Annotated in this window: 12 protein-coding genes; 3 read left to right on the top strand and 9 right to left on the bottom strand. The window is 68.5% G+C overall.

All coding sequences use genetic code 11. From position 1 onward, the window contains the following. Positions 1-189: 189 nt before the first annotated feature. From FB464_RS14235 to FB464_RS14250, 4 genes are all read right to left on the bottom strand, one after another. Complete coding sequence (locus FB464_RS14235) at positions 190-558, bottom strand: hypothetical protein (RefSeq protein ID WP_142206723.1); 369 nt, start codon at positions 556-558, stop codon at positions 190-192. 253 nt (positions 559-811) lie between these two features. Beyond that, complete coding sequence (locus FB464_RS14240) at positions 812-1,318, bottom strand: hypothetical protein (protein ID WP_142206724.1); 507 nt, start codon at positions 1,316-1,318, stop codon at positions 812-814. 43 nt (positions 1,319-1,361) lie between these two features. Then, on the bottom strand, positions 1,362-8,402 hold the full coding sequence (locus FB464_RS14245; protein WP_116413267.1) for a PA14 domain-containing protein: 7,041 nt from the start codon (positions 8,400-8,402) through the stop codon (positions 1,362-1,364). An 85-nt stretch (positions 8,403-8,487) separates the two neighbouring features. Beyond that, positions 8,488-9,996 carry an LssY C-terminal domain-containing protein gene (locus FB464_RS14250; RefSeq protein ID WP_116413266.1) on the bottom strand — a complete coding sequence of 503 codons (1,509 nt, stop codon included), beginning with the start codon at positions 9,994-9,996 and terminating at the stop codon, positions 8,488-8,490. A 124-nt stretch (positions 9,997-10,120) separates the two neighbouring features. Between FB464_RS14250 and FB464_RS14255 the strand changes: the two genes are divergently transcribed. Together FB464_RS14255 and FB464_RS14260 are read left to right on the top strand one after the other, a co-directional pair. Beyond that, positions 10,121-12,256 carry a hypothetical protein gene (locus tag FB464_RS14255; protein WP_116413265.1) on the top strand — a complete coding sequence of 712 codons (2,136 nt, stop codon included), beginning with the start codon at positions 10,121-10,123 and terminating at the stop codon, positions 12,254-12,256. A 75-nt stretch (positions 12,257-12,331) separates the two neighbouring features. Beyond that, on the top strand, positions 12,332-15,772 hold the full coding sequence (locus tag FB464_RS14260; RefSeq protein WP_116413264.1) for a hypothetical protein: 3,441 nt from the start codon (positions 12,332-12,334) through the stop codon (positions 15,770-15,772). A gap of 21 nt (positions 15,773-15,793) precedes the next feature. Here FB464_RS14260 and FB464_RS14265 read toward each other — a convergent pair whose 3' ends face one another. From FB464_RS14265 to hemB, 3 genes are read right to left on the bottom strand one after another with little or no spacing between them, the layout of a single operon-like run. Next, positions 15,794-16,180, bottom strand: a complete 387-nt coding sequence (locus FB464_RS14265; RefSeq protein ID WP_116413263.1) for a hypothetical protein — start codon at positions 16,178-16,180, stop codon at positions 15,794-15,796. A gap of 4 nt (positions 16,181-16,184) precedes the next feature. After that, entirely contained in the window at positions 16,185-17,624 is a 1,440-nt protein-coding gene (gene hemL, locus FB464_RS14270; protein WP_116413262.1) for a glutamate-1-semialdehyde 2,1-aminomutase, read from the bottom strand. A 32-nt stretch (positions 17,625-17,656) separates the two neighbouring features. After that, positions 17,657-18,658, bottom strand: a complete 1,002-nt coding sequence (hemB, locus tag FB464_RS14275) for a porphobilinogen synthase (protein ID WP_116413261.1) — start codon at positions 18,656-18,658, stop codon at positions 17,657-17,659. Between the two features lie 201 nt (positions 18,659-18,859). Between hemB and FB464_RS14280 the strand changes: the two genes are divergently transcribed. Next, positions 18,860-19,291, top strand: a complete 432-nt coding sequence (locus FB464_RS14280; protein WP_116416390.1) for a VOC family protein — start codon at positions 18,860-18,862, stop codon at positions 19,289-19,291. Between the two features lie 50 nt (positions 19,292-19,341). Here FB464_RS14280 and FB464_RS14285 read toward each other — a convergent pair whose 3' ends face one another. Further along, positions 19,342-20,124, bottom strand: a complete 783-nt coding sequence (locus tag FB464_RS14285) for a uroporphyrinogen-III synthase (RefSeq protein ID WP_116413260.1) — start codon at positions 20,122-20,124, stop codon at positions 19,342-19,344. Then, complete coding sequence (gene hemC, locus FB464_RS14290) at positions 20,121-21,089, bottom strand: hydroxymethylbilane synthase (RefSeq protein ID WP_116413259.1); 969 nt, start codon at positions 21,087-21,089, stop codon at positions 20,121-20,123. Before hemC ends, FB464_RS14285 begins: the two co-directional genes overlap by 4 nt. Between the last annotated feature and the right edge of the window lie 29 nt (positions 21,090-21,118).

Below are 21,118 nucleotides of genomic sequence, written 5' to 3' on the forward strand. Positions count from 1 at the left end.
TTTCAGGCGACCGTTAGGCATCACGGGCAACCATCGCGCAATACCTTAACCGCAATGATGCCGCGAGAAGTTGTTCTCGATGAGCCCATCGATTCCTCCCGTTGTATTGACGGCGGTTGACATTGATATTCATGATCGTTAGCGCCTTTCCGTCCGCGTCACGCCCCCAGATGGCTACCGCGAATGGCCCTAGTCAGCCCTGAACGGCGGAAGTTTGCACGGTAGGCCAGGCATGAACGACTTCCCATCATTGTTGAGGAACAGTTCATGCGTTCCTATGTTGATTGTCTGTAGGGCGTCTCTCAGTTCGAGCACTAGGTCGGAATCTTCACCATTGGCAGACTCGCCCTCAACGATGCGCGCCAAGGCCCGATTTCCAGGCATGCTCAATGCGGCTCCCAGTGACTCCTTGTTTAAATGCACCACAATCGCCCAGCCTTTGCTTACTGGAGAGAAAGCTCGAAGTTGAAGCGCAGCGTCATCTGAACTCATCACCTCAGCCAGCTGAGCGAGATAGGCGAAGAGCTCGCGTACCTGGCTGTACGACGGTATGTTCATCGGTTATTGCCAGGAGTATTGGGGTACGTCGTACCTATCTGCTGGTCTGAAACGACAAAAACGTGATCAGAATTGTTGCTATCGGCAGAAACTCGCACGGCCCTAGCTAGCAAACTAAGAGTGCTCACGGCACCGTATCGAGGTGCTCGATGCCGCAGATCGCGGGCGCTCTTGTTCCGCTCGCCAACCACACTCCGCCCGACCGGCTCAACCGTCTTCGCCGCCTGCTCCGCGAGGTCAGCACGTTCGGTACTCATTTGAGCACACCGGTGCGAACCAGAACAGCCAGCACTCCAGCAGCAATTCCCATACTCCAGACGACCCATTGTCCTGGCGTTCGCCTGCGCGCATACGGGTTGCCCGGTCTAGCGGGGACAGAACTTGACTCGGAGAGGTCGAACCGATCCTCGATTCGTCGGGCTCGTGTTTGCTTGTCTAGGAAGGGTTCGCCGGCACCGCGGATCGTTCGACCCGTTGCCGGATCGAGCTCCTCCACCTCCTGATGCGCCCCTCGAAGGGTGGTGTAGCCGAACCGTACTTCGTTGGCGGCTCGGTAACCCACAATCCCGTAGAGGACGGCCGTCGCACCCACACCAGAAAGCGCGATTGCCACGAACGTGACTACGACAATCACACCCGGATGAGTCTCCGGCAGACCAATCGCAATTGAGGCCACGACCATAAGAAGGAACAGGAAACTGATCTGGCCAATGATCGCGAGCGGGACCGCTAAGGCCCCGGCCGAACGGCCGGGCAACATTGATCGCGCCACAACACACTCCGTCCTGAATGTACGCAAAGTCTCACGGCTGCCACGTCGCAGAGATCGATCCCCGGTCCGCAAGCCCAAATATGGCTGCGGCCGCAGACCACTGACCGCCCCAAATCGCCGTGAACGACGAGGAAGCCTCCGAAATCGACCTCATCTTTGCTAATCGGAATGCATCGCCGACTGCGGGAAGCAGGAAGATCGCATCTAGCGAGACGATACCCCACGACGCACCGGCTACACCGCTCGCAGCTCGCGTCGTATCAACGCCTGTCGCCACTCCTCCGAGGACGAGAGATACTCCCGCTAGGGGGATCGAAGTCGGGCCTGGAACTAGGCTCGCGAACGAGGCGATGCTTGCTGCGAAGTTGTCGATCGATGCCACCGTCCGCCAGTACCAGTCGTTGTCGAAGTGGCCCGACCATGGCGTCCTAGCTTGCCAAGTCCGCTGCGTGATCATGGCCCTGCTGAGCTTCTGGGCTCCGCCACTCACGCTTCCGTTCCGACCGATCGCGAGACCGTTGCACTCCGAGCCGACGCAACCGCGGTTGCCGGACAGGTCGAAACCGTTGATGGTGTCAGTGGGGTAGGTGTAGGCGTTCGAGTTGCCGCCCTCGACGGCGTCGACGCCGAGGAAGCGGCCGAGGGCGGGCACGTACTGGCGCGCGCCCATTTCGACGGTCGCCACGGAACCTTCGTGCTCGTACAGCTTGCTGTTGGCGCCGACCCAGGCGTGGTCGGCGGAGCCGGGGAGGTTGTCGGGTGTGGCGTCGTCACTCGTTGCGGTGCCGATCGCGCCGGTGGCGGAGAGGGGCTGGCCGAACGGGTCGTAGCGGTACTGCGGCGAGCGCGCGCCGGACTGGTTCGCGGTGACGATGATGTCGCCGTGGATGTTCGGGTACGACCAGGTCTGGTTGTACGTCGGCGGGATGACCACGCTGACGCCGCCGGGGAGGGAGAGCATCCGTGAGGGTGCACCCGACCCGTCGACAACCATGACCGGCACGCCACCGCCGGCGTACAGGTAGGTGACCGTCGAGGTGCCTGTTCCCGGACCGGTGCCGGGCACGACGGTGGTGCGCGAGATGACCCGGCCGGAGGCGTCGCGGGAGTAGGTGATCGTGGTTCCGCTGGCGAGGATGGTGACCATGTGGCGGTTGGCGGAGTCGTAGCCGAGGGTCTGGTCGGCGAGCTTCGTGATGTTGCCGTGCGCGTCGTAGGCCAGATCACCGGCCGCCAGGCCATCGCTCACCGGGTTGGCACCCGAAACGGGATTCGTCACGCTGGAGGACGTGAGCCGGTCAGTGTTGTCGTAGCAGTAGTCGGTGGTGGTCGTCACGCCGCCGGCGGTGTCCGTCGAGCTGGTGCGGTTGCCGTTCAGGCCAGCCGCCCTGCTCACGCCGCATCCGCCCGCCGCAGCATAGCCGTAGGTCAGATCGTGGCCGGGGATCGCTGCGGTGGCGAGCCGGCCAGCGGTGTCGTACGAGTAGGTGGAATTCTCTGCGGCGGCTGTGCCGTCGGTGGTGCTGTCGCGAAGGATCCGGCCGGACTGCGAGCGGATGACCGCGTCGGTCATCGCTGCCCCCGCCGGGAAGGTCCAGCTGAGAGACGATGTCGCACCGACGCTGTTTCGCCCGACGCCCGCCAGGGCTGATCCGTTGCCGCCCCCGCCGGCAGCCGAGGGGTAGGCGACCGACACCAGCTGCCCGAGGCTGACTCCTGAGGTGCCGTACGCAGGCGCGGCCACGACCTTGCCGTTGTCGGTGACGCGGATGGCCCGGCCCTCGGCGTCGTAGTCGTATTCCTCGGTGGATGTCGCGGTGCGGCCGTTCGCGACCGTCACCGTGCGCGTGACCTGCCCGAGCGCGTTGTAGCTGGGTGTCGTGACGGTGTTCCACACGTCGGTGTACGACGTGGTGCGACCGAGGAAGTCGACGGTCGAGGTGACGGCGCCCGCCGTGGTCGTCGAGCTGACGCCCGAGTCGGTGATGCTGTTGCGGAGGGGATCACCCCCGACGGCGAAGTTCGCTGTGACGGTGCGGGCGGGCTGGAGAGTGGCCCCCACGCCGAACGCTGGGACGGTCGTCTTGACGACCCGGCCGCGGGCGTCGTAGGTGATGCACGACCAGGTGCCGGAGTCGTCGTCGGTGGTGCCGACCACTCTGCCCATCCGGTCGTAGAGGTACCACGTCGACACGGGGACCGTGCTGCCGGCGGAGAGCGGGCTGGTCACCTTTCGGAGCAGTCCGTACTGCGGGGTGCCGAGGGCGACACCGCACACCGGGCCCGTGTAGTGGGCGGCGGGGTAGAGCTCCTCGAACGCGCCCCTCGGGCTGTAATAGCTGTAGGTGGTGGACCCGCTGCCCGCCGGGAGCGTGCGGGAGGTTCGCCGCTGGTAGCCGTCGGCGGATGTCTCGTAACCGGTGGTCGTGGTGAGTTTGACGCCCTCGGGGTTGACGATCGTCGCGGTCACCTGGCCGAGCCAGGGCGAACTGCCGTAGTCGGTGCTCGTCTGGATGCCGGGCACCCGCGCGCCGCTGATGCCCGGGATTCCGGGGGGCGCGGAGTCGAAGGAGCTGGTTGTGGTGGCGAGGCCGTAGTCGGGAGTCAGCTGTGCGGCGGGAATCGTGACCGGTGCGGATGCTCCGGGTGGCGTCCATTCGAGAACGAGACTGGCACCGGGGCCGGTCTGGTTAGCGTAGTCGAGTCTGATCGGAAGGCTCTGCCCCGCCGTGACCGCTACACGGGTACTGGCCGGCGAGCGATGCGCCGCAGACGAGACGTTGTCGTCGATTCTCTGCACGTTGTCGATCCACAGCCGGGTGCCATCGTCAGCGACGGTGCTGAAGGTGTAGTCGCCTGCCACCGGGAAGCTGATCCGGCCCGTCAGGCGGGCCGCCCACGCGGAGGCGGGGATCCCTGTCGCTGGGGAGGTCGTACCCCACGTTCTGCTGATGACGCCAACACCCGCACTGCCGGGGATCCCCAGACTGTAGGCCTTCGGTGCGCCTGAGAAGGAGGCGTTGTCGTAGTAGGCGACGTTGAGGCTGGTCAGCCCTTCGTCGTAAGCGGTCGTCGTGTGAGCAGTGGTGGTCAGACAGGCTGCATCGGGGATGTAGCGGCCCGCCGCGAAGCAGCTCGTCGCCGCGGGGCCGTAACTCTCGCTCGGTCGGTTGGCCCTGTCGTAGAGGGTGGTGCTCGTGAGTCCCTGCGCACTGGTGACGGAGAGCGTCTGGTCCCGCTCGTTCCAGACGGTCGAGGCGCGGAGACCCGTGGCCGACGTGGCGCTCGTCGCCCGGGCATTCGCGTCGAAGGTGACGGTCTGGGCGTGCCCGGTCGTGCCCGTGGTGTTCGGCAGGGCAGCGCCGGTCGAGAAGTCGACGAGGTCGACGAAGGTCGTGCCGTCGGCGGCCGCCACCCCGGGTGCTGCCGCGACCGGCGCGCTGGAGTAGGTGTACCTCTTCGTCGGCTTGTCGGTGGTGCTGGATCCGTCCGCCGACGACAGCGAGACGCTCACGACCCTGTTCCTGGCCGGATCCGGGTCGTAGGCGATGTCCGTGCGGTTCTGCCCGCCCCCGGTGTGCGAGCTGTCGGCAAGCAGCCAGTCGTTCTGGAGCACATCACGGGTGGAGGCGAGCCGGCCGGCACTGTCGTACGCGAAGGAGGTACGGGCGCTGCCCGGGTTCGTGATGCGCGCCAGGTAACCGTTGGTGTCGTATTCGAGCTCGGTGAAGTCCGGTGAGCCGACCTGGTGATTCGGATAGACGATCCGGCAGAGCAGGGGCCCGACGCTCTGCCGTGCCGCGGGGGTGAAGGTCGCCGGGTTGGTCTTGCACACGCGGGAACTCGAGAGATCCGCCGCATCCAGTCCTGCCGTCGCTGGCGTGTCGGTCGTGTAGATGAACCTCACCTGTCGGTCGTAACCGCCCGACGAGTTCGCCGAGAGCCGGTCGCTGATCGTGTCGACTGCTCCCGTGTCGCTCCGGAAGCGCACGACGGGTGCTGCCGGCTTCCGGGCCTCCGCCGGGTTGGTGACCTCCCTCACCTTCCCGTCTGCGCCGAACAAGTAGGTTGTGCCGGCCTCGTCGGTCAGGCTGATCTGCCCCGAGGCGTCGATGGCGAGAATCCCCGCCTCACCGACGGGCGGCGTGTACGTGCCGGCGCTGGTGGCGGACTTCGTATACGTGTGCGTGGCACCGGCGGCGTCGGTGAGGATGACCGAACCCTCGGCCACTCGTGCGCTCGAGTAGTACCCGCTCGGCCCCGCGATCGGGGTGGAGCTCGACCAGCCGGAGGGGAGCGTTGCGACGCTTCTGGTGAACCAGCTCGCCGGCACGATGAAGCCCGCCCCGGTGTCGCCGGTCTTGCGGGCGAGCAGATGGAAGGATGCACCGCCCTCGTTCTCGTAGTACTGCACGTTCAGCGCAACCGGGATGCGGGACAGGGAACTGGAGGTACCCCACCCGCTGCCGGCGCTCGTCGTCCACTGGTCGATCACTGTGCTGCCGCCGACCCGTGCCCGGACCCCGTCGTCCCTGCTCCAGCCGAACTGGTAAGACGTGGCCGTCTCGTCGGGTGAACGTACGAAGCCGTCCCATTCCGCCATGAAGTGATCGACGTCGACCCCTGCGGCAGGCGAGCCCACACCCCAGCTGAAGTTGATCGACGGGTCCACCCGGGACATCACGGATGTCGCGTGGTCGATGTCGTACGTCGGCGACGTTGCCCCGGGGGCCTGGGCGTTGAAGTACCGCGCGTTCAGACCGGCGTTGGACGGGGCCTGCGAGTTGTAGCTGAACGACATCCCCATCGGTCCGCCCACCGTCGTCACCATCGGTGACGCGACCTGCATCGACAGGTTTCCCGTGGCGAGGTTCACCGAGACCGGGCCCGCCGAATCAGAGGGTGAGGGCCCGCCGGCGCCGAGCCGCTTGTTGACCGTGAAGGTGCTCACCCAGCTCGGCCCGTAGATTCCGCTCGAATCCTTCGTCAGGACCGACCAACTGTACGTGCCGCCGTCCTGGAGGGATGTCGCGTCGGTGGGCGTGAAGGTCGTGCCGGTCTGCCAGCCGGAGTCGAGCACGGCGCCGGTCACAGCATCCGTTCCCGTCGCGATGCGAAAGTCGTAGGTGAACGCGAGACCGTTCGGATGCGTCGTCGGCGCGACCCGGAAGTCGGGTGTGGTCGTCGAGACGACGGCTCGGTCGACCGGTGATGCCGTCGACTGCAGGGTGACGGCCGGATTGTTCGTGGTGAACGAGTAGATTCTGCTGTTCGGCCACACCGGATACGCCGGGTAGACGTTGAAGTACCCGTTGTAGACATGCTCCTTCCAGTAGTAGGTCGTGTTCGGCCTCAGGCGGAGGGCCGGCACCACAATCGAGTCGGTCGTTCCCAGCCAGCCCGAGTCGTAGACGATGTCGAGATCGGGATTCGGATTCGTGCTCAGCCGGAACAGGTGATTCAGCGGCAGACCGTCCGGCGAGGTCGATCCGTCGACCTTGAGGGTGGGCGTCAGCCCGACGTTCTTCGAGCCGGACGCGATCGAGGGGCTGTCCCCGGTCGACGGGTAGTCGAGGTACTGCACGAGCAGGCGGGTCTCGACGTTCTTCAGGGTGAACTGACCCGGGGTCTCATCGCCCCCGAGCATGAACCGGAAGCCGGAACTGCCGCCGCGGATCCAGTCGGCGATCTTGTACTGCAGCCGTGGGTCGGCAGGGTTGGTCTGCCCACCGGTGACATTGTCGGCCGGGATCGTTCCGAGCCCTGTACCCGGGCAGGGGAAACCCGTGCAGGTGATGTCACTGACGTTGATGGGGTGCGGATCCGAGCTGTAGCCCGGGTACACACCGGTGACGCCGATGGTTGCTCCCAGCACCTGTTTGCCGAAGAACTGCTCGTAGTTGTAGTGCACGATCGTGCGCCACATCCCGTGGCCGTTCGAATTGCCGGCCCACACACCCGCATTCGTGTTCGTGAGGTTGACGGTTCTGCCGTCGCTGCTCCGGTAGGCGAGCTCCTCGTCGTTGTCGCTAGAACCGACCGCTGGATCGACGGAGACGGGGAAGACCCTGGCCGGGTCTTCCAACCACGCGGCATCCGGGCTGACGGTGACGAGTTGGTGGCCGTTCTCCTGCCGCAGGCCGAGTCGAACGGGCCCGGCCGCAGCGTCGCCCATCCCACCGGAACCGGAGGAGTCCCACATCGTCGGCGCCGGGATCGAGAAGGCCGGGGCGCCCGAGGCGTCGGAGAACGTGATGCCGCCGTCGGCATCCATCGCGCCCGTGAGACCGCGCGCATCCACCTCCCAGGTCCAGGTCGGGGTGTCGGCGGGCCGCTGGTTGAGCCGCAGGACCTCGTTCACTCCGGCCGGATGGACCTCGTAGAGGAGATCTGTGGACGGAAAGACGGCGCGGTACTCCAGATGGTTCTTCCTCGACGACCACGGGGCGAGATCCCGCTCCAGCACGGAGGCCGACGCGCCGCGGAGAGTGAACCCGATCGTCTCGCCGCCTTTCGTCAGGCGGAGCAGATTGCGATCGTCGGCGTGTTCGGCGAATTCCGGATGGAGCGGATGGTCGTCGACCTTCGCACCGCCCTGCCCGAAGAACGACAGGGCGCCGGTGGTCTGCAGGTCGGTCTGGATCGGAACCCATGCGCCGCCGGCGTTCTGCACGTTGATCGGCGTCGACGACACCGCCGAGATCCTCGACCCGTTCGGGCCCTCGTACGAATCCGAGTACTCGTCGTGCGCGACCACGGCACTGCCGGCCGGGTCGAAGTCCTGCAGGTCGTCATCCGTCGGAACCGGCAGCGCTGCATCGCCCGAGGGACCTGCGGGCGGCACATCGGGTGAAGCCGTGTCAGGCGGAACATCGGCCGCAGAGACCGTGGGAGTCTCGGCGACCGGGAGTTCAGGAGACGCGGAGAGGTCGACGGGAGAGTCCGCCGCCGGCACGGCAAGCGTCGGCTCTGGATGCTCGACCGCCGTCGCACGCACGGGCGAGCCCACCAACAGCACCGCCGCGAGCGAGACCGCGAACGAAACAGAGACAACAGAACGCGTCGACCGCACTCCCACACCCCAACTGGCCGAAGCCCTCAGATCCTCCCCACCGAGGACTATACTGAGGGAACGTCAGTTTAAGAAATGCGAGATGTCAGGAGGCGAGTTCCGCCCGACCCACGGTCAGCGCAGCATTGCGGCGCGCCTCGCGAGCTGCCAGACGTCGGATGCGGCGCTGGCGCGCGAACACCCGCGCGTCTGCGCTCGACAGCGAGAACAGCACGAGAATGTCGAAGGAGAGGTTCACCAACCCGGTCGTGAGCGTGATCGCTGTGCCATTCGTGAAGTAGTCGATCGCCACGGTACCCGCACCCAGCAGGCTGATGCCGAGCACCAGGAAGCGGGCCCAGTTGAAGCCCGCGAACACGAGTTGGGCCAGCAGCAGGTAGACCAGGTACCCGAAGATCGCTGCACCGATGACCGCCCAGAGCACGGCGTTCGCCAGGTCATGGGAGTCGACATCCAGACCGACGGGGAGCTCGATGGTGACAGTGGCGATGTTCTCGGCCCAGGTCGTCAGCACCGCGATGACGGAACCCACTCCGATCGCGCCGCGCACCACCATGAGCAGGTAGCTCACGTAGATCGAGATTGGCCGTTTGACGCGGTTCGACGACCCCGAGTCGCGGGCTGTCTGGATCACGTTCTGCCCGAGCAGCAGCGCATCGGCAGGCAGGAGAGCGGAGTCGACCACGGTGGCGCTCTGGAGACCGGCCGCCGAGGCAGGCACCGCGCGGAGGTCGATGATCGGCAGATCGCCGTCTGTCGTGATCGCGTCACCACCGCCGTTCACTGCGTGGTAGCCGGTCGAGAAGTTGCGGATCACCTCGAAGACGCCCTGCGGGTTCGCCTGCTCCAGCGTGGTCACGATGTGGTCGCGCTCGATGTCCGTTTCGCGCTCGATCCGGTGTGTGACTTGCAGGGTGAAAAGTGAGAGACCGACATTGCGGTCGTAGGTGCCGGCGGCCATCCATTCGGCCGAATACCCGCCGGGCAGCAGCCACCCGGTCGGCGTCTTCCAGAACCTCACATGGTGGCGCTTCGCGGGATTGCCGGCGACCTCCTGCTGGTAGGTGAAGTCCTGGATGTTGCCGAAGAGGTAGAGGGGGCTGACCGGCGCATCGGAGTAGCTGCGGCGGAAGATCGTCGACGTCACGATGCGGAGCGCACTGCGGAAGCCGACCTCGTCGGCCTTGTGCCATCCGGCGGCCAGCATCGCCGTGTGCAGCTGGGCCTCCGACCCGAACAGCGCGAGGTTCACCGGGTCGCCGAGCAGTCCCTCGTGCGTGCGGGCCCGCCCGATGAAGTAGTCGGGCACGTAGATCAGCGTCAGCATGCTGTGGATGCGCGGCAGCAGCAGGTACGCGAGCAGCAACCAGAAGACGAGGAGGAACCAGACGTACTCGAACCCGCGACTGAAGGTCTCAGACAGAAGGAGATAGGCGAGCCAGGCCGCGGCCACCGCACCCAGGAAGAAGAAGACGTTGTCGAGAACGATCTCGAGCGACGCCCGGCGGCGCTCCGGCACGGGAAGACCGCGGGTGGAACGCGGCACGAACGGCACCGGCGAGGGCTCCGCCGGGGGCGTCTCGATCTGCGTCATGCCTCAACCGTAGGGCACCGCCGGCGCCACGACCACGACTGGGAAGCAACTGAGTAAGTTTCACATTACGCTCGTTTGTGCTCTAGCATTCGGGGTGGGACAACCCACGACCAGAGAGAAGCCCATGTCGAGCAGCACGACACGCTCGGTGACCCGTGATCACCGCAGCCGGGAGACGGGTGCCTACTCCGTGGGCGTGGCCGTCGTGCACTCGCGGGCGGCGCGGTCGACGCGGGAGGTGCGCGGTTCGCAGGGGGTGCGCGGGTCGCAGGGGGATGGCCCTGACGGCGACGACGATGGCGGGCGCGCTGGTGAGGACGCGCGCACCGGTGACGGCGGGCGCACCGGAGACGGCGCTCGCAGGGGCGGCTGGTTCGCGCGGACGCCCGAGCGCCTGTTCGGTGGTGCCCAGCGGATGATCGGGCTCGACGTCGCGCGCGGGCTTGCCGTGCTCGGGCTGCTCTTCGGGGTGCTCGCAGGGATGCCCGGCGGGGCGCTGCCGTCGGAGGGCTCGGGGCTGGCCGGCGAATCGGGACTCGCAGCCGGACCAGGACTGGCGGGCGGAGTGGGACTGGCCGCGCTGGTGACCACGGCCCTTTTCGTCTTGGTCGGCGGGGTCTCGGTGTCGCGGATGCTCGTTTCGGCAGGCGACCCGGATGGCATCGTCTCCGATAGCATCGACCCGCATGGCGTCATCCCGGGGGCCGGCGGCAATAGCGCCGCTCTCCGGGTGGCGATGCGCGCCGGAGTGATCTTCGCGCTCGGTGCTGTCGCGGGAGCAGTCGGCACGGGCGTCGGGTCGGTCGTCGAACCTGCTGTGCTGCTCCAGCTTCTCGGAGCACTGGCCTTCCTGGCGCTGCTGGTCCGGCGCTGGCACGCGCGAGGCCTGTTCGTGCTCTCCGGGGTGTGCCTGGTTCTGCTTCCGGCCGCGAACGGCCTCCTGCTGCTCTGGGCAACCGGCGCCGGTGCGGGTGAGACAGCTGGCTCCGGAGGAGCGCAGGGCGATGCGGCGCCAGGGCTCACGAACGGCAGCGGAGCGGTCGCCCCGCTCCACGATCTCATCACCCTTCTGGCAACAGGTGCCTTCCCGTTGTTGACCTGGTGCGCACCGTTCCTGGCCGGGCTGGCGATCGGCAGGTTGCCCCGGGGTCGCCTCTGGCGGCTCTTCACCCTTCTGGCTGTGGGAGGAGGCCTGTTCGCCGTGGCCGTGGGTGGTTCGTTTCTCGCCGATGGTGCCCTGCGAACCGAAAGTCGGAGCCAGGTGCTGATCGGCTTCCTCCTCTCGACGACACCGGCGTCGACTGACGCGGTCGGGACGACGGGCGTTGCGGGCGCGCTCGAGGTGCTCGGTGCGACAGCGGTGGCGCTGACCCTCCTGGCGCTCTGCCTCCTGGCGTCACGGGCTCTCCGCTGGGTGGTGTTCCCCGTCGCGGCGCTCGGCTCGCTCGCGCTGACGGCGTCGACCGCGCTCTTCACGATCATCCTGCTCGCACCAGCGGCGGCGGGTGAAGCGTGGTCCGCCCTGTCCACCCGGGCTGTTGGAGTCTCGCCGGGACTCGGCCTGACCCTTGCCGCTGCGGTGGTGCTGGTCGCCTCCGCCCTTCTCGCTGCGCTCTGGCGGGCGTTACTCGGTCAGGGGCCGGTGGAGCGGCTGGTTTCGGCCGTGGGATCGCTCGCTGCAGCCGGCAGCGGCATACCCGCGGATGACGGCGTGGGCGCACTCCCGCCCCTGCGCCGATCGTCCTTCAGTGCGGCGGACGAGCAGACCCCACTTCCGCCGAACGATCATCCGGTCGACGCACGAACAGAGCGTCCACAGCCTCGACCCCCGATGACCCCCGACCGCCAGACTCAGAATCAGGCCGAGCAACCCCCGTTGGAGACTGCGACCGCACCGCGGGCTCGCTTCTCGCTGAACCGGACAGCCGCCGATGCCCAGCCCGTGCCGCAGGCCGGGCGCCAGATCCAGCCCGAAGCACAGCCACGGGTTCAGCGCCGGGTTCAGCCTCGGATTGAGAGGCCGGAACTCGTCGAGCCGACCGACACGAACGGAACCCCCGGTCGCGGCCGACGGGCTCCGAAGCAGAAGACGAGGCGACCGGAACGGGAGCCCCGGCCGAAGCGCTTCCGCAACAGTCGCGAGCCCGAACCCGCCCTCACCCCCGACCATCGCCCGGAGACTCCCCGCTCGGACACTTCCGGTGCCCCACCCGGTCCCCGCTGGAGCCCCGGCCAGTCGCTCGGCCGGCTCCCCTACTGACCCCCCGACCCGCTCGTCGGCGAGACCCTGTCCGCGACGATCCAGAGTAAGAGAGCCGGGTGAGAGACCTCCTCCATGCAGTACGAAAAGCATGCCGAGCGCCTTCTCCGCGAGAGTGACCGTCTGCCCGCGGGCACGCTCCGACGCGAGCTGCTCGATGAAGCGGTGCGCGTTGCCCGCCTCTCGGGTGACGAACGGTTGCACTACAGCGCGCGCCTCCGGGTGGTGGTGGCCTCCGCGCAGTCGGGCGACACCAGCGAACTGCTCGACACCATCGAATGGTGCCTCGACACGCACCTCGAAGACCCAGAGAGATTCCCCGCCGCACCGCAGAGTTTCGGGGGTGACGTCGACCTCGCCGAGCAGTTCGCGGCCGTGCCACCGGCGCTCGCCCGGAGCCCGCGCCATTCTCTCGAGCTGGTGGACCAGGCCCTTGCCGAGCTCAGGCAGTTGCTCGACGAACGCTCGGGCCGGGCAATCGAGACCCGGGCCATCGAGGCCGGGGAGATCGAGGCCCGGGCGATCGAGTCCGGGGACTGCCAACGTGAGGCGGACATCCTCCTCGCGGCAGCACGCTCGGAGACATTCGAGGCCTGCGGACGAGCGAGGGAGGCGAGCGAACAACGCGCACGGGTGCTGCGCCTGGTCGAGGAGTCCGACACGGGGTCCGCCGGGCATCCACTGCTCCAGAACCGTGGCGCCTTCACTCCCGCCCGCCGGATCGCCGAGTCGCTGGCACCACTTCTCGACGGGGGGCAGCTCTCCGACGCCTACCTCGAGCACCTCCGCGGCTACGAACTGATCCGGGAGGATTCCGGCCAGCTCTCGGTGCTCGCGCTTCATCTCAGATTTCTCCTCGAGAGCGGCAGCATCGAACGCGCGCTGCTGCTGGTGGAGCGACATCTCGACACGATCGCCTGGGATCCGCTCGACGAGTCGGGCCAGTTCGATGTGCTGATCGCGATCGGCGAACTGCTCGACGTGGTCTGCGAGACGGCGACGGTGCCCGCTGCGGGGGGCGGTGTCCGCGCGCTGGGGCCGGGGCTTCGGATGCTCGCAGCCGAGCATCCGGCGCTGCAGGCGGTTCTCGGTGAGCTCGCCGCGCCCGTCACGGCCGAGGCGTTGGCGGACGCCTGCTGGGCCGCAGCCGGGCGGCTTGCCGCCGCCTTCGACCGGCGGAACGGGAACACCTCCTTCGATGACCGGCTGGCGCGCGCCGAAGCCCGGAGCGACGCGCGGTGCGAGGCGTTGGCCAGCCACGCATCACACCGTTCGGCGCCGGTTCCCGCCCCAGCGTCCGGGCGTGCGCCGGCCTCTGGGACGACGCTGGCGCACGCGGCCGAGAATTCGACGGCCGGCCGCACGTCTGCACTCGATCTTGCGTTGACTCCGTGGTTCGGTGAGGCGCAGGCCGCGCTCACGAGCGCCGACTGGCTGCGGGCAGCGAGGGAACGGGCGAGCGTCGAGGATCGGGGCGGGGCAGAGGAGGCCCTCCGGCGCGCACACGAAGAGCTGGACCGGGAGGATGCTGAGCGCGGCCGGGTGATGCAGTCCAGCTCGCGGAGTCTCGCGCGACCGAGGGCGCGGGCCCAGGCGCAGCCGCCGCCGCAGCCGCAAGCGCAGGCGCAGCCGCAGCCGCAAGCGCGGGCCCGGGCCCGGGCCCGGGTGCAGGATCAGACGCACGCGCTGCCGGAGCCGGAAACATCGGCGGCGACCGCTCGGACGGGGCCCCTCGAGCATGCTGACGCGCGGTGGGGAACGCAGCCTTCGCGATTCGACGACCTCCTCTCGGGTGCGACATCCGCCGGCAACAGCAGCAACAACAACGCACCTCATCCGCTGACTCGCCCACCCGGCAACCCGCCCGCCGCAGGAGCGACTCACCCGGCCCGCCTGCCCGGCAACCCCACCACGGACGCACGGCTGGCCCTGTGGGACCTCGGGATCCGGATCGCCGTCGAGGCCGACGACCTCACGGGTGCCGAACGACTCGCTGCCTGCCGCATCGACCTGCTCGAAACCGGCGGCAGGCAGGACCAGGCCGACGCCGAGCGCGAGCTCGGACTTCTGCTGTTCGGCGTCGCCCCCCAACGCCGGGAGGGAGACCTCGAACGCGCGCTCGACATCGTGCGCGACGACGGCTACGGCGCGGACGTGGAGCTGGGCATCCTGAATGCCCTCGGCGAACTGCGCCTCCGACGGCGGCAACCTTCCGAGGCCATAGGGTACCTGCTGTCGTCGGTCGGGCTGTGCGGGCATGATCCCGACAGCGTCGCGGTGCAACGACCGCTGGCGCTGCTCGCGCACGCGCAGGTCGAGGCCGGCCAGGCCATCTGGGCGCGGGCGACGCTCGACCGTCTGCTGCGGCACGACCTCGACCGGGCGCTCCGCGCGAACGCGCTGTTGATGCGGGCGCGCGTGCTGCAGCAGGCCGCGGACTTTCGCGCGGCCGTCGAGGATGCCGACCGCGCGCTCTCGCTGTACCTCGAACTGCGCTACAGCAAAGGGATCATCGACGCCTGCGTGGCGCTTGCTTCGCTGCTCGAGGCGCTGGGGATCCGGGCCGGGGTGGCCGAGGCGTGGCGGATGGCGGTCGCCGAGGCGGTACGCGGATCTGCGCCGACTGGGGCCGGGGGAAACGCCGAGGGGCAGGGAGGCCAGCACCCGGAACTGCCTGCCCTGCGGTTCCGGCTCGCCCGGGCTCTCGTCGCTGCCGATCGGGGCGAGGAGGCTGTGGCGGAGCTGACGCGTATGTACCGGTCGCTGGCCGACGCGGGCGGAATGGGCACGCCAGCCGGCCCGGCACATACCGACGAACAGCCCGACCGAGCCGAGGTGCTGTTCTGGCTCGGGCACGCCCAGCGGCTCTCCGACGACGACGCCGCCGCCTACGCCACCTGGAGCCTGGCGCTGCGGCTCACCTCCGCTGCCCGGGATGCCCGGCGGGCCGTTCGCACAGGGCTCGCGCTCGGCAGGCTCCTGCTCGACGACGACGACACCGACAGCCTTGACGTGCTGGCGCATGCGCTGGATCAGGCGCGCCTCGTTCTGGATGACCCGGGCCCGGAGATCGACACGCTGCACCTGCTCGGGGTCGCCCAGTGCGCGTTCGGCGATACCGCCGGACTCGCGACGCTGGACCGGTCTCTCGATCTGGCCTCGGCAACGGCTTTCGACATCGATGGGATCCTCGCTGACATCACCGAATCGCGCGCCCGGGCCTACGACGACCTCGGTCTCGATACGGAGGCGCTGGCCAGCGCGGCGCGCGCGGCGTGGCTCTACGAGCGGCTCTCAGACCGGGCATCCGCCGGCCGCGCCCACCTGTTCACCGCGCGGCTGCTCGTCACGCTCGGACGACACGAGGAGGCGTTGCCGCTTTACCGCCGGTGCCTCGACCTGCTGCCGGCCGATACACCCGTCGTGGAACTGGCCGCCCAGGAGTGGCAGTCGGTGCATGCAGGGCTGGCCGCGATCGCCGCCGGAAAGAGACCGACGCCCGCGGTCTCGGTCTGACCTGCGGGGTGCCCGGAACGCCTAGTCGGCCGCGATCTCGGTGGCGTGCGCTGCCTCGACCGGCGGAAGCCGCAGGGCGCGCAACAGTGTGAGCGAGTGCCTCGTCGTCACGATCACGCGCGAGAACTCCGCACCGTCGAGATCGATCACGACAGAAGTGCGTGTGCCCTTGATCAGCAGGAAGTCCTTGCCGTCGTGAAACTTCCACGAACCGACGGCGAGCGTCAACGGGATCGCCGTGCCGGGAGCGCGGATGCCGCGCACCCAGATCCACGGATCCTCGGTCAGCACAGCCGAACGGATGCTGTCGAGCGGCACCTCGATGTCGCTCCGCCGCAGCGACATCAGCTTTTCGGCTCGCGTCAACCGGATCTCGAGACGATCGGGGTGAACGAACAGAACAGCCATGCGACTAGTCTGCCCGGGAAACCTCGGCAGCGGAACGAGCCGCGCCCGGGAGCGCCGAGACGATGCGGTCGATTGCCGCGTCATCCAGTGCCGCGGACACGAACCAGGCTTCGAAGACCGACGGCGGGAGGGAGATTCCTGCGTCGAGCATGGCGTGGAAGAAGGGCGCATAGCGGAACGACTCCTGCGCCTGCACCTCGGCGTAGGTGCGCGGTCCGCCGCCAGCGAAGTCGCCGAACGCGAAGCTGAACAGGTTGCCGGCGCGCTGCACCGAGTGGGCGACGCCCTCGGCTGCGAGGGCATCGGAGACGGCGTTCGAGAGAGCGGATGCCGCGGAGTCGAGCTTCGCATAGACAGCATCGTCGGCGAGCCGCAGTGTGGCCAATCCCGCAGCGACCGCCACCGGATTGCCCGAGAGTGTTCCCGCCTGGTAGACCGGCCCGAGGGGGGCGAGGTAATCCATCACGTCGGCTCGCCCGCCGAGGGCGGCGAGCGGCATGCCACCGCCCACCACCTTGCCGAACGTGAAGAGGTCGGGCCGGTACGGCAGTTCGGCGCCGCGGTCGCGCGCGTCGGCCGCGTCTGCTCCGGATGCTCGACCGACGCCCGGGGCAGCAGACCCCGCCGCGCGAGGCGTCGATCCGCTGCCGGAGGTACCGCCCGAGACATCCAGCCCCCACCAGCCGGCCGGGCCGACCCGGAAGCCGGTCAGCACCTCGTCCACGATGAGCAGAGCGCCGTTCTCGTGCACGATGTCGGCGAGCGCGGCGTTGAAGCCCGGGTCGGGGGCGACGACGCCCATGTTCGCGGCTGCGGCCTCGGTGATGACGGCGGCGATGCGACCCTCATTCGTGGCGAAGACCTCCCGTACGGCATCCAGATCGTTGTAGGGAAGCACCAGGGTCTGGGCGGCCGTCGCCGCGGTCACCCCAGCGGAGGCCGGCAGAGCGAGCGTCGCGAGCCCCGAACCCGCCTCGGCGAGCAGGGAGTCGGAGTGGCCGTGGTAGTGCCCGGCGAACTTGACGAGCAGGTCACGGCCGGTGAATCCGCGGGCCAGCCGGATGGCCGTCATCGTAGCTTCGGTACCGGTCGACACGAGCCGCACCTTCTCGACTGGAGAGAGGCCTGCCGCGGAGATCCGCGCCCTGATGGCCTCGGCGAGCTCGGTCTCGCCCGGGGTGGAGGCCCCGAACGAGAGGCCGCGGGCCGCGGCATCCTGAACCGCCTGCACCACCTCCGGGTGGGCGTGGCCGAGGATGGCGGGACCCCACGAGTTGACAAGGTCGACATATTCCACACCGTCAGCGTCGGTCACGTGCGGGCCCTTGGCCGAGACGAGGAAGCGCGGCGTGCCCCCTACCGAACGGAACGCGCGCACCGGCGAGTTGACCCCACCCGGGATGGAGATGCTTGCTCGGGCGAACAGAACGTCGGACTCGGACACGGAGGGCCTTTCGAAAACGGTTGGGGAATATGTCACTGGTCGCGGAGCGTCTGGGCGATCTCGGGTGCGTAGTAGGTGAGAACGGCGTCGGCACCGGCCCGGCGGATGCCCGTGACCGACTCGAAGATCGCCCGTTCACGGTCGATCCAGCCGTTCGCTGCCGCGGCCTCGATCATCGAGTACTCACCCGACACCTGGTAGGCCCACACCGGCACCGTGGACACAGCTGCCACGTCGGCGAGCACGTCGAGGTAACTCATGGCAGGTTTGACCATCACGATGTCGGCACCCTGCTCGAGGTCGAGGAGCGTCTCGCGGAGGCCTTCGCGGCGGTTCGCCGGATCCTGCTGGTAGGTCTTGCGGTCACCCTTCAGCGTCGAGCCGACGGCTTCCCGGAACGGCCCGTAGAACGCCGAGGCGTACTTGGCCGAGTAGGCCAGGATCGCGGTGTTCTGGAAGCCCCGCGCATCGAGCTCATCGCGCACAGCAGCGACCTGGCCATCCATCATGCCGGAGAGACCGACGAGCTCAGAACCGCTCTCGGCCTGCGCCACGGCCATGTCGCGGTAGCGCAGCAGGGTGGCGTCATTGTCGACGCGCCCCTCGGAGTCGAGCACGCCGCAGTGCCCGTGGTCGGTGAACTCATCGAGGCAGAGGTCGGTCTGCACCACGAGCGCATCGCCGACCTCCGCCGCCACGACGCGCGTCGCCTGGTTCAGGATGCCGTCGGGGTCTGTCGCCCCCGACCCGATCGCGTCCTTCGCATCGGGAACACCGAACAGCATCACGCCGCCGAGCCCGAGGTCGGCCGCTTCGTTGACGATCGCGCGCACGCTCTCGGTGGTGTGCTGCACGATGCCGGGCATCGAGCTGAGCGGCCTGGGCTCGGTTCCCTCCCGCACGAACAGGGGAAGGATGAGGTCGGCGGCGTGCAGGCGCGTCTCGGCGACGAGGCGGCGCATTGCCGGCGTGGCGCGGAGACGGCGGGGACGCACGGTCAGATCGGCGCGGGCGCCGTCCCGGGGGGAGTTCATGCCTCAAGCCTACGCTCCGCGGCTGGGCGCAGGATGCCCGGTGCGGGGTGTCGGCGCAAGGGGAGGCGCGGCGCGGCCGGGGCTGGCAGAGTCGCAGCAGCGAGGTCGGGGCGGAGCCCGGGCCCCGCGATCATCCAGAGCCGCAGGAATCGGCCCCGCGGCCGACCGCAGCTGACAGCCTCACCCGAAGGAGTGCACACCGTGCCCGTTGCCGCCATCGATTTCGCCCACCTCCGCCTGACCGTCACCGACATCGCCCGGTCGCGCGCCTTCTACGACGCGGTGTTCGGCTTCGACGTGCTGGTCGAGGCGCCCCCTGCCGATGCGGATGCGGAGACCAAGGAGAAGCTGGCCTTCGTGTTCGGCGGGGTGATCTACCAGTTCGGCGGGGGTGTGCTGGGTCTCCGTCCGGTCGCGCCGGCCCACGACGTCTACGACGAGGACCGTGTCGGGCTCGACCACCTCAGCTTCGCCGTGGCAGAACGAAGCGATCTCGACGACGCCGTCGAACTGCTCGACGGTCTCGGTGTGAAGCACGAGGGTGTGAAGGACATCGGGTCGGGGTTCATCCTCGAGTTCCGCGACCCCGACAACATCGCGCTGGAGCTGACGGCGCCGAAGCCTGCCGCCTGACACCCGACGCGCGTCAGCGCAGGGTGGCTCAGCGCGCGGACGGCGGCGCGTCAGCGCAGGGCGGCCGCGGCCTCGATCAGCGTCTCGATGAGCGACTCGGCCGAGCGTTCCGCCGCGACGAGGTCGACGCGGAGGCCGTAGCTGCGGGCATCCTGCGCCGTTACCGGGCCGATGCAGGCGACGATCGTCGTCTCTGGAATCGGCCCGAGTTGCAACTGCACCTGCTCGGCGACGCTCCCGGAGGTGACGAGGATGGCGCGGATGAAGCCCGCCATCACCTCTTCGCGGATGTTCGGATCGACGGCGACGCCGATCGTGCGGTAGGCGACCACCGACTCCACCGAGTGCCCGCGCTTGATGAGCCCCTCGGTGAGCACCGGCTTCGCGATCTCGCTCCGAAGGGTGAGGATGCGGAGCGAAGCGCCGGCCTCCTCGAACTGTTTCATCTCGCTGAGCAGGCCTTTTGCCGAGTTGTCCTCGAGCGGAACGAGGTCGACGCGGTAGCCGGCCGAGGTGAGCGCGGCGGCAGTGGTCTCACCGACGGCCGCGATGCGGGTCGACGTGGGCACGAGCGCCTGGTGCGCCGAAAGCACGTCGACCGTGGTCGCACTGGTGACTGTCAGCCAGTCGAAGGCACCGGAGGCGAGGCGTTGCAGGGCGCTCTCGAGTGCTGCCGAGTCCTCGGTGGGCGCGAAGTTGATGAGTGGAGCGACAACGGGAACGGCGCCGACGGCCCGCAGGTCGGAGGCGACGCCGTGGCCCCAGGGCCCGCCGCGGGGAACGAGGATGCGCCAGCCGGCGAGCGGTTTCGGTGCCGAAGAGTGGGACGTCATCGGATGCTCGACCCCAGCTGCGCGAGTTCGCCGGCGCCATCGCCCAGGAGTTGAGTGGCGATGGCAGAACCGAGCCCGACAGCGGCGGCCTCGTCGGCGGCGAGCGCCGAGCCGGCACCAGCACCAGCACCACCACCACCCAGCGTCACCGACCGCGTGCTGCCGAGCTCCGCAGAACCATCCGCGCTGTAGACCACGGCGGTGAGGGTGAGGGTGTCACCGTCGAGCGTCGAGGAGGCACCGATGGGCGCGCTGCAACCCGCCTCGAGTGCGGCGAGCACCGACCGTTCCGCCACAATGCGGACGCGGGTGCGTTCGTCCTGGATCTGCGTCAATTCGGGAATGCTGTCCTCCTCGCGTGCTTCGATCGCCAGCGCCCCCTGCCCGGGCGCGGTGGGCCAGACGGAGAGATCGAAGAATTCGGAGACAGCATCAAGTCGTCCCAGACGAGTGAGACCTGCGGCAGCGAGCACCACAGCGTCCAATTCCCCGCTCGACACCTTTGCCAGCCTGGTGTCGACATTACCTCTAATGTCCACCACCGTCGCATCCGGTCTCAGGCTGAGGAGCTGGGCGACACGGCGGGGAGAGCCCGTGCCGATACGCGCACCCTCGGGGAGGGCATCCAGAGTCAGCCCGTCGCGGGAGCAGAGAGCATCGCGGGGGTCTTCGCGGAGAGGCACCGCACCCAACACGAGACCCGGGTACGGAGCGGTCGGCAGGTCTTTCAGCGAGTGCACGACCAGGTCGCAATCACCGGCTGTGAGGGAGGCCCGGAGGGCACTCGCGAACACCCCTGTGCCGCCGATGCTGGCGAGCGACGCCCGCGAGGTGTCGCCCTCGGTGGTCACGACCGTGATGGTGACCTCGACCCCCGTGAGTCGTCGGAGTTCGTCGGCGATCATCCCGGTCTGGGCCAACGCGAGCGCGCTCCCCCGGGTGGCGATTCTGAGCGTTCGCGTCATGTGGACCTACCGATCATCGTGCCGCACCA

This window comes from Subtercola boreus, assembly GCF_006716115.1.
GTDB lineage: Bacteria > Actinomycetota > Actinomycetes > Actinomycetales > Microbacteriaceae > Subtercola > Subtercola boreus.

Coding starts and splice junctions, on each gene's coding strand:
- FB464_RS14235 (WP_142206723.1), bottom strand. CDS start 558: ATGAACATACCGTCGTACAGCCAGGTACGCGAGCTCTTCGCCTATCTC.
- FB464_RS14240 (WP_142206724.1), bottom strand. CDS start 1,318: ATGTTGCCCGGCCGTTCGGCCGGGGCCTTAGCGGTCCCGCTCGCGATC.
- FB464_RS14250 (WP_116413266.1), bottom strand. CDS start 9,996: ATGACGCAGATCGAGACGCCCCCGGCGGAGCCCTCGCCGGTGCCGTTC.
- FB464_RS14255 (WP_116413265.1), top strand. CDS start 10,121: ATGTCGAGCAGCACGACACGCTCGGTGACCCGTGATCACCGCAGCCGG.
- FB464_RS14260 (WP_116413264.1), top strand. CDS start 12,332: ATGCAGTACGAAAAGCATGCCGAGCGCCTTCTCCGCGAGAGTGACCGT.
- FB464_RS14265 (WP_116413263.1), bottom strand. CDS start 16,180: ATGGCTGTTCTGTTCGTTCACCCCGATCGTCTCGAGATCCGGTTGACG.
- hemB (WP_116413261.1), bottom strand. CDS start 18,658: ATGAACTCCCCCCGGGACGGCGCCCGCGCCGATCTGACCGTGCGTCCC.
- FB464_RS14285 (WP_116413260.1), bottom strand. CDS start 20,124: ATGACGTCCCACTCTTCGGCACCGAAACCGCTCGCCGGCTGGCGCATC.
- hemC (WP_116413259.1), bottom strand. CDS start 21,089: ATGACGCGAACGCTCAGAATCGCCACCCGGGGGAGCGCGCTCGCGTTG.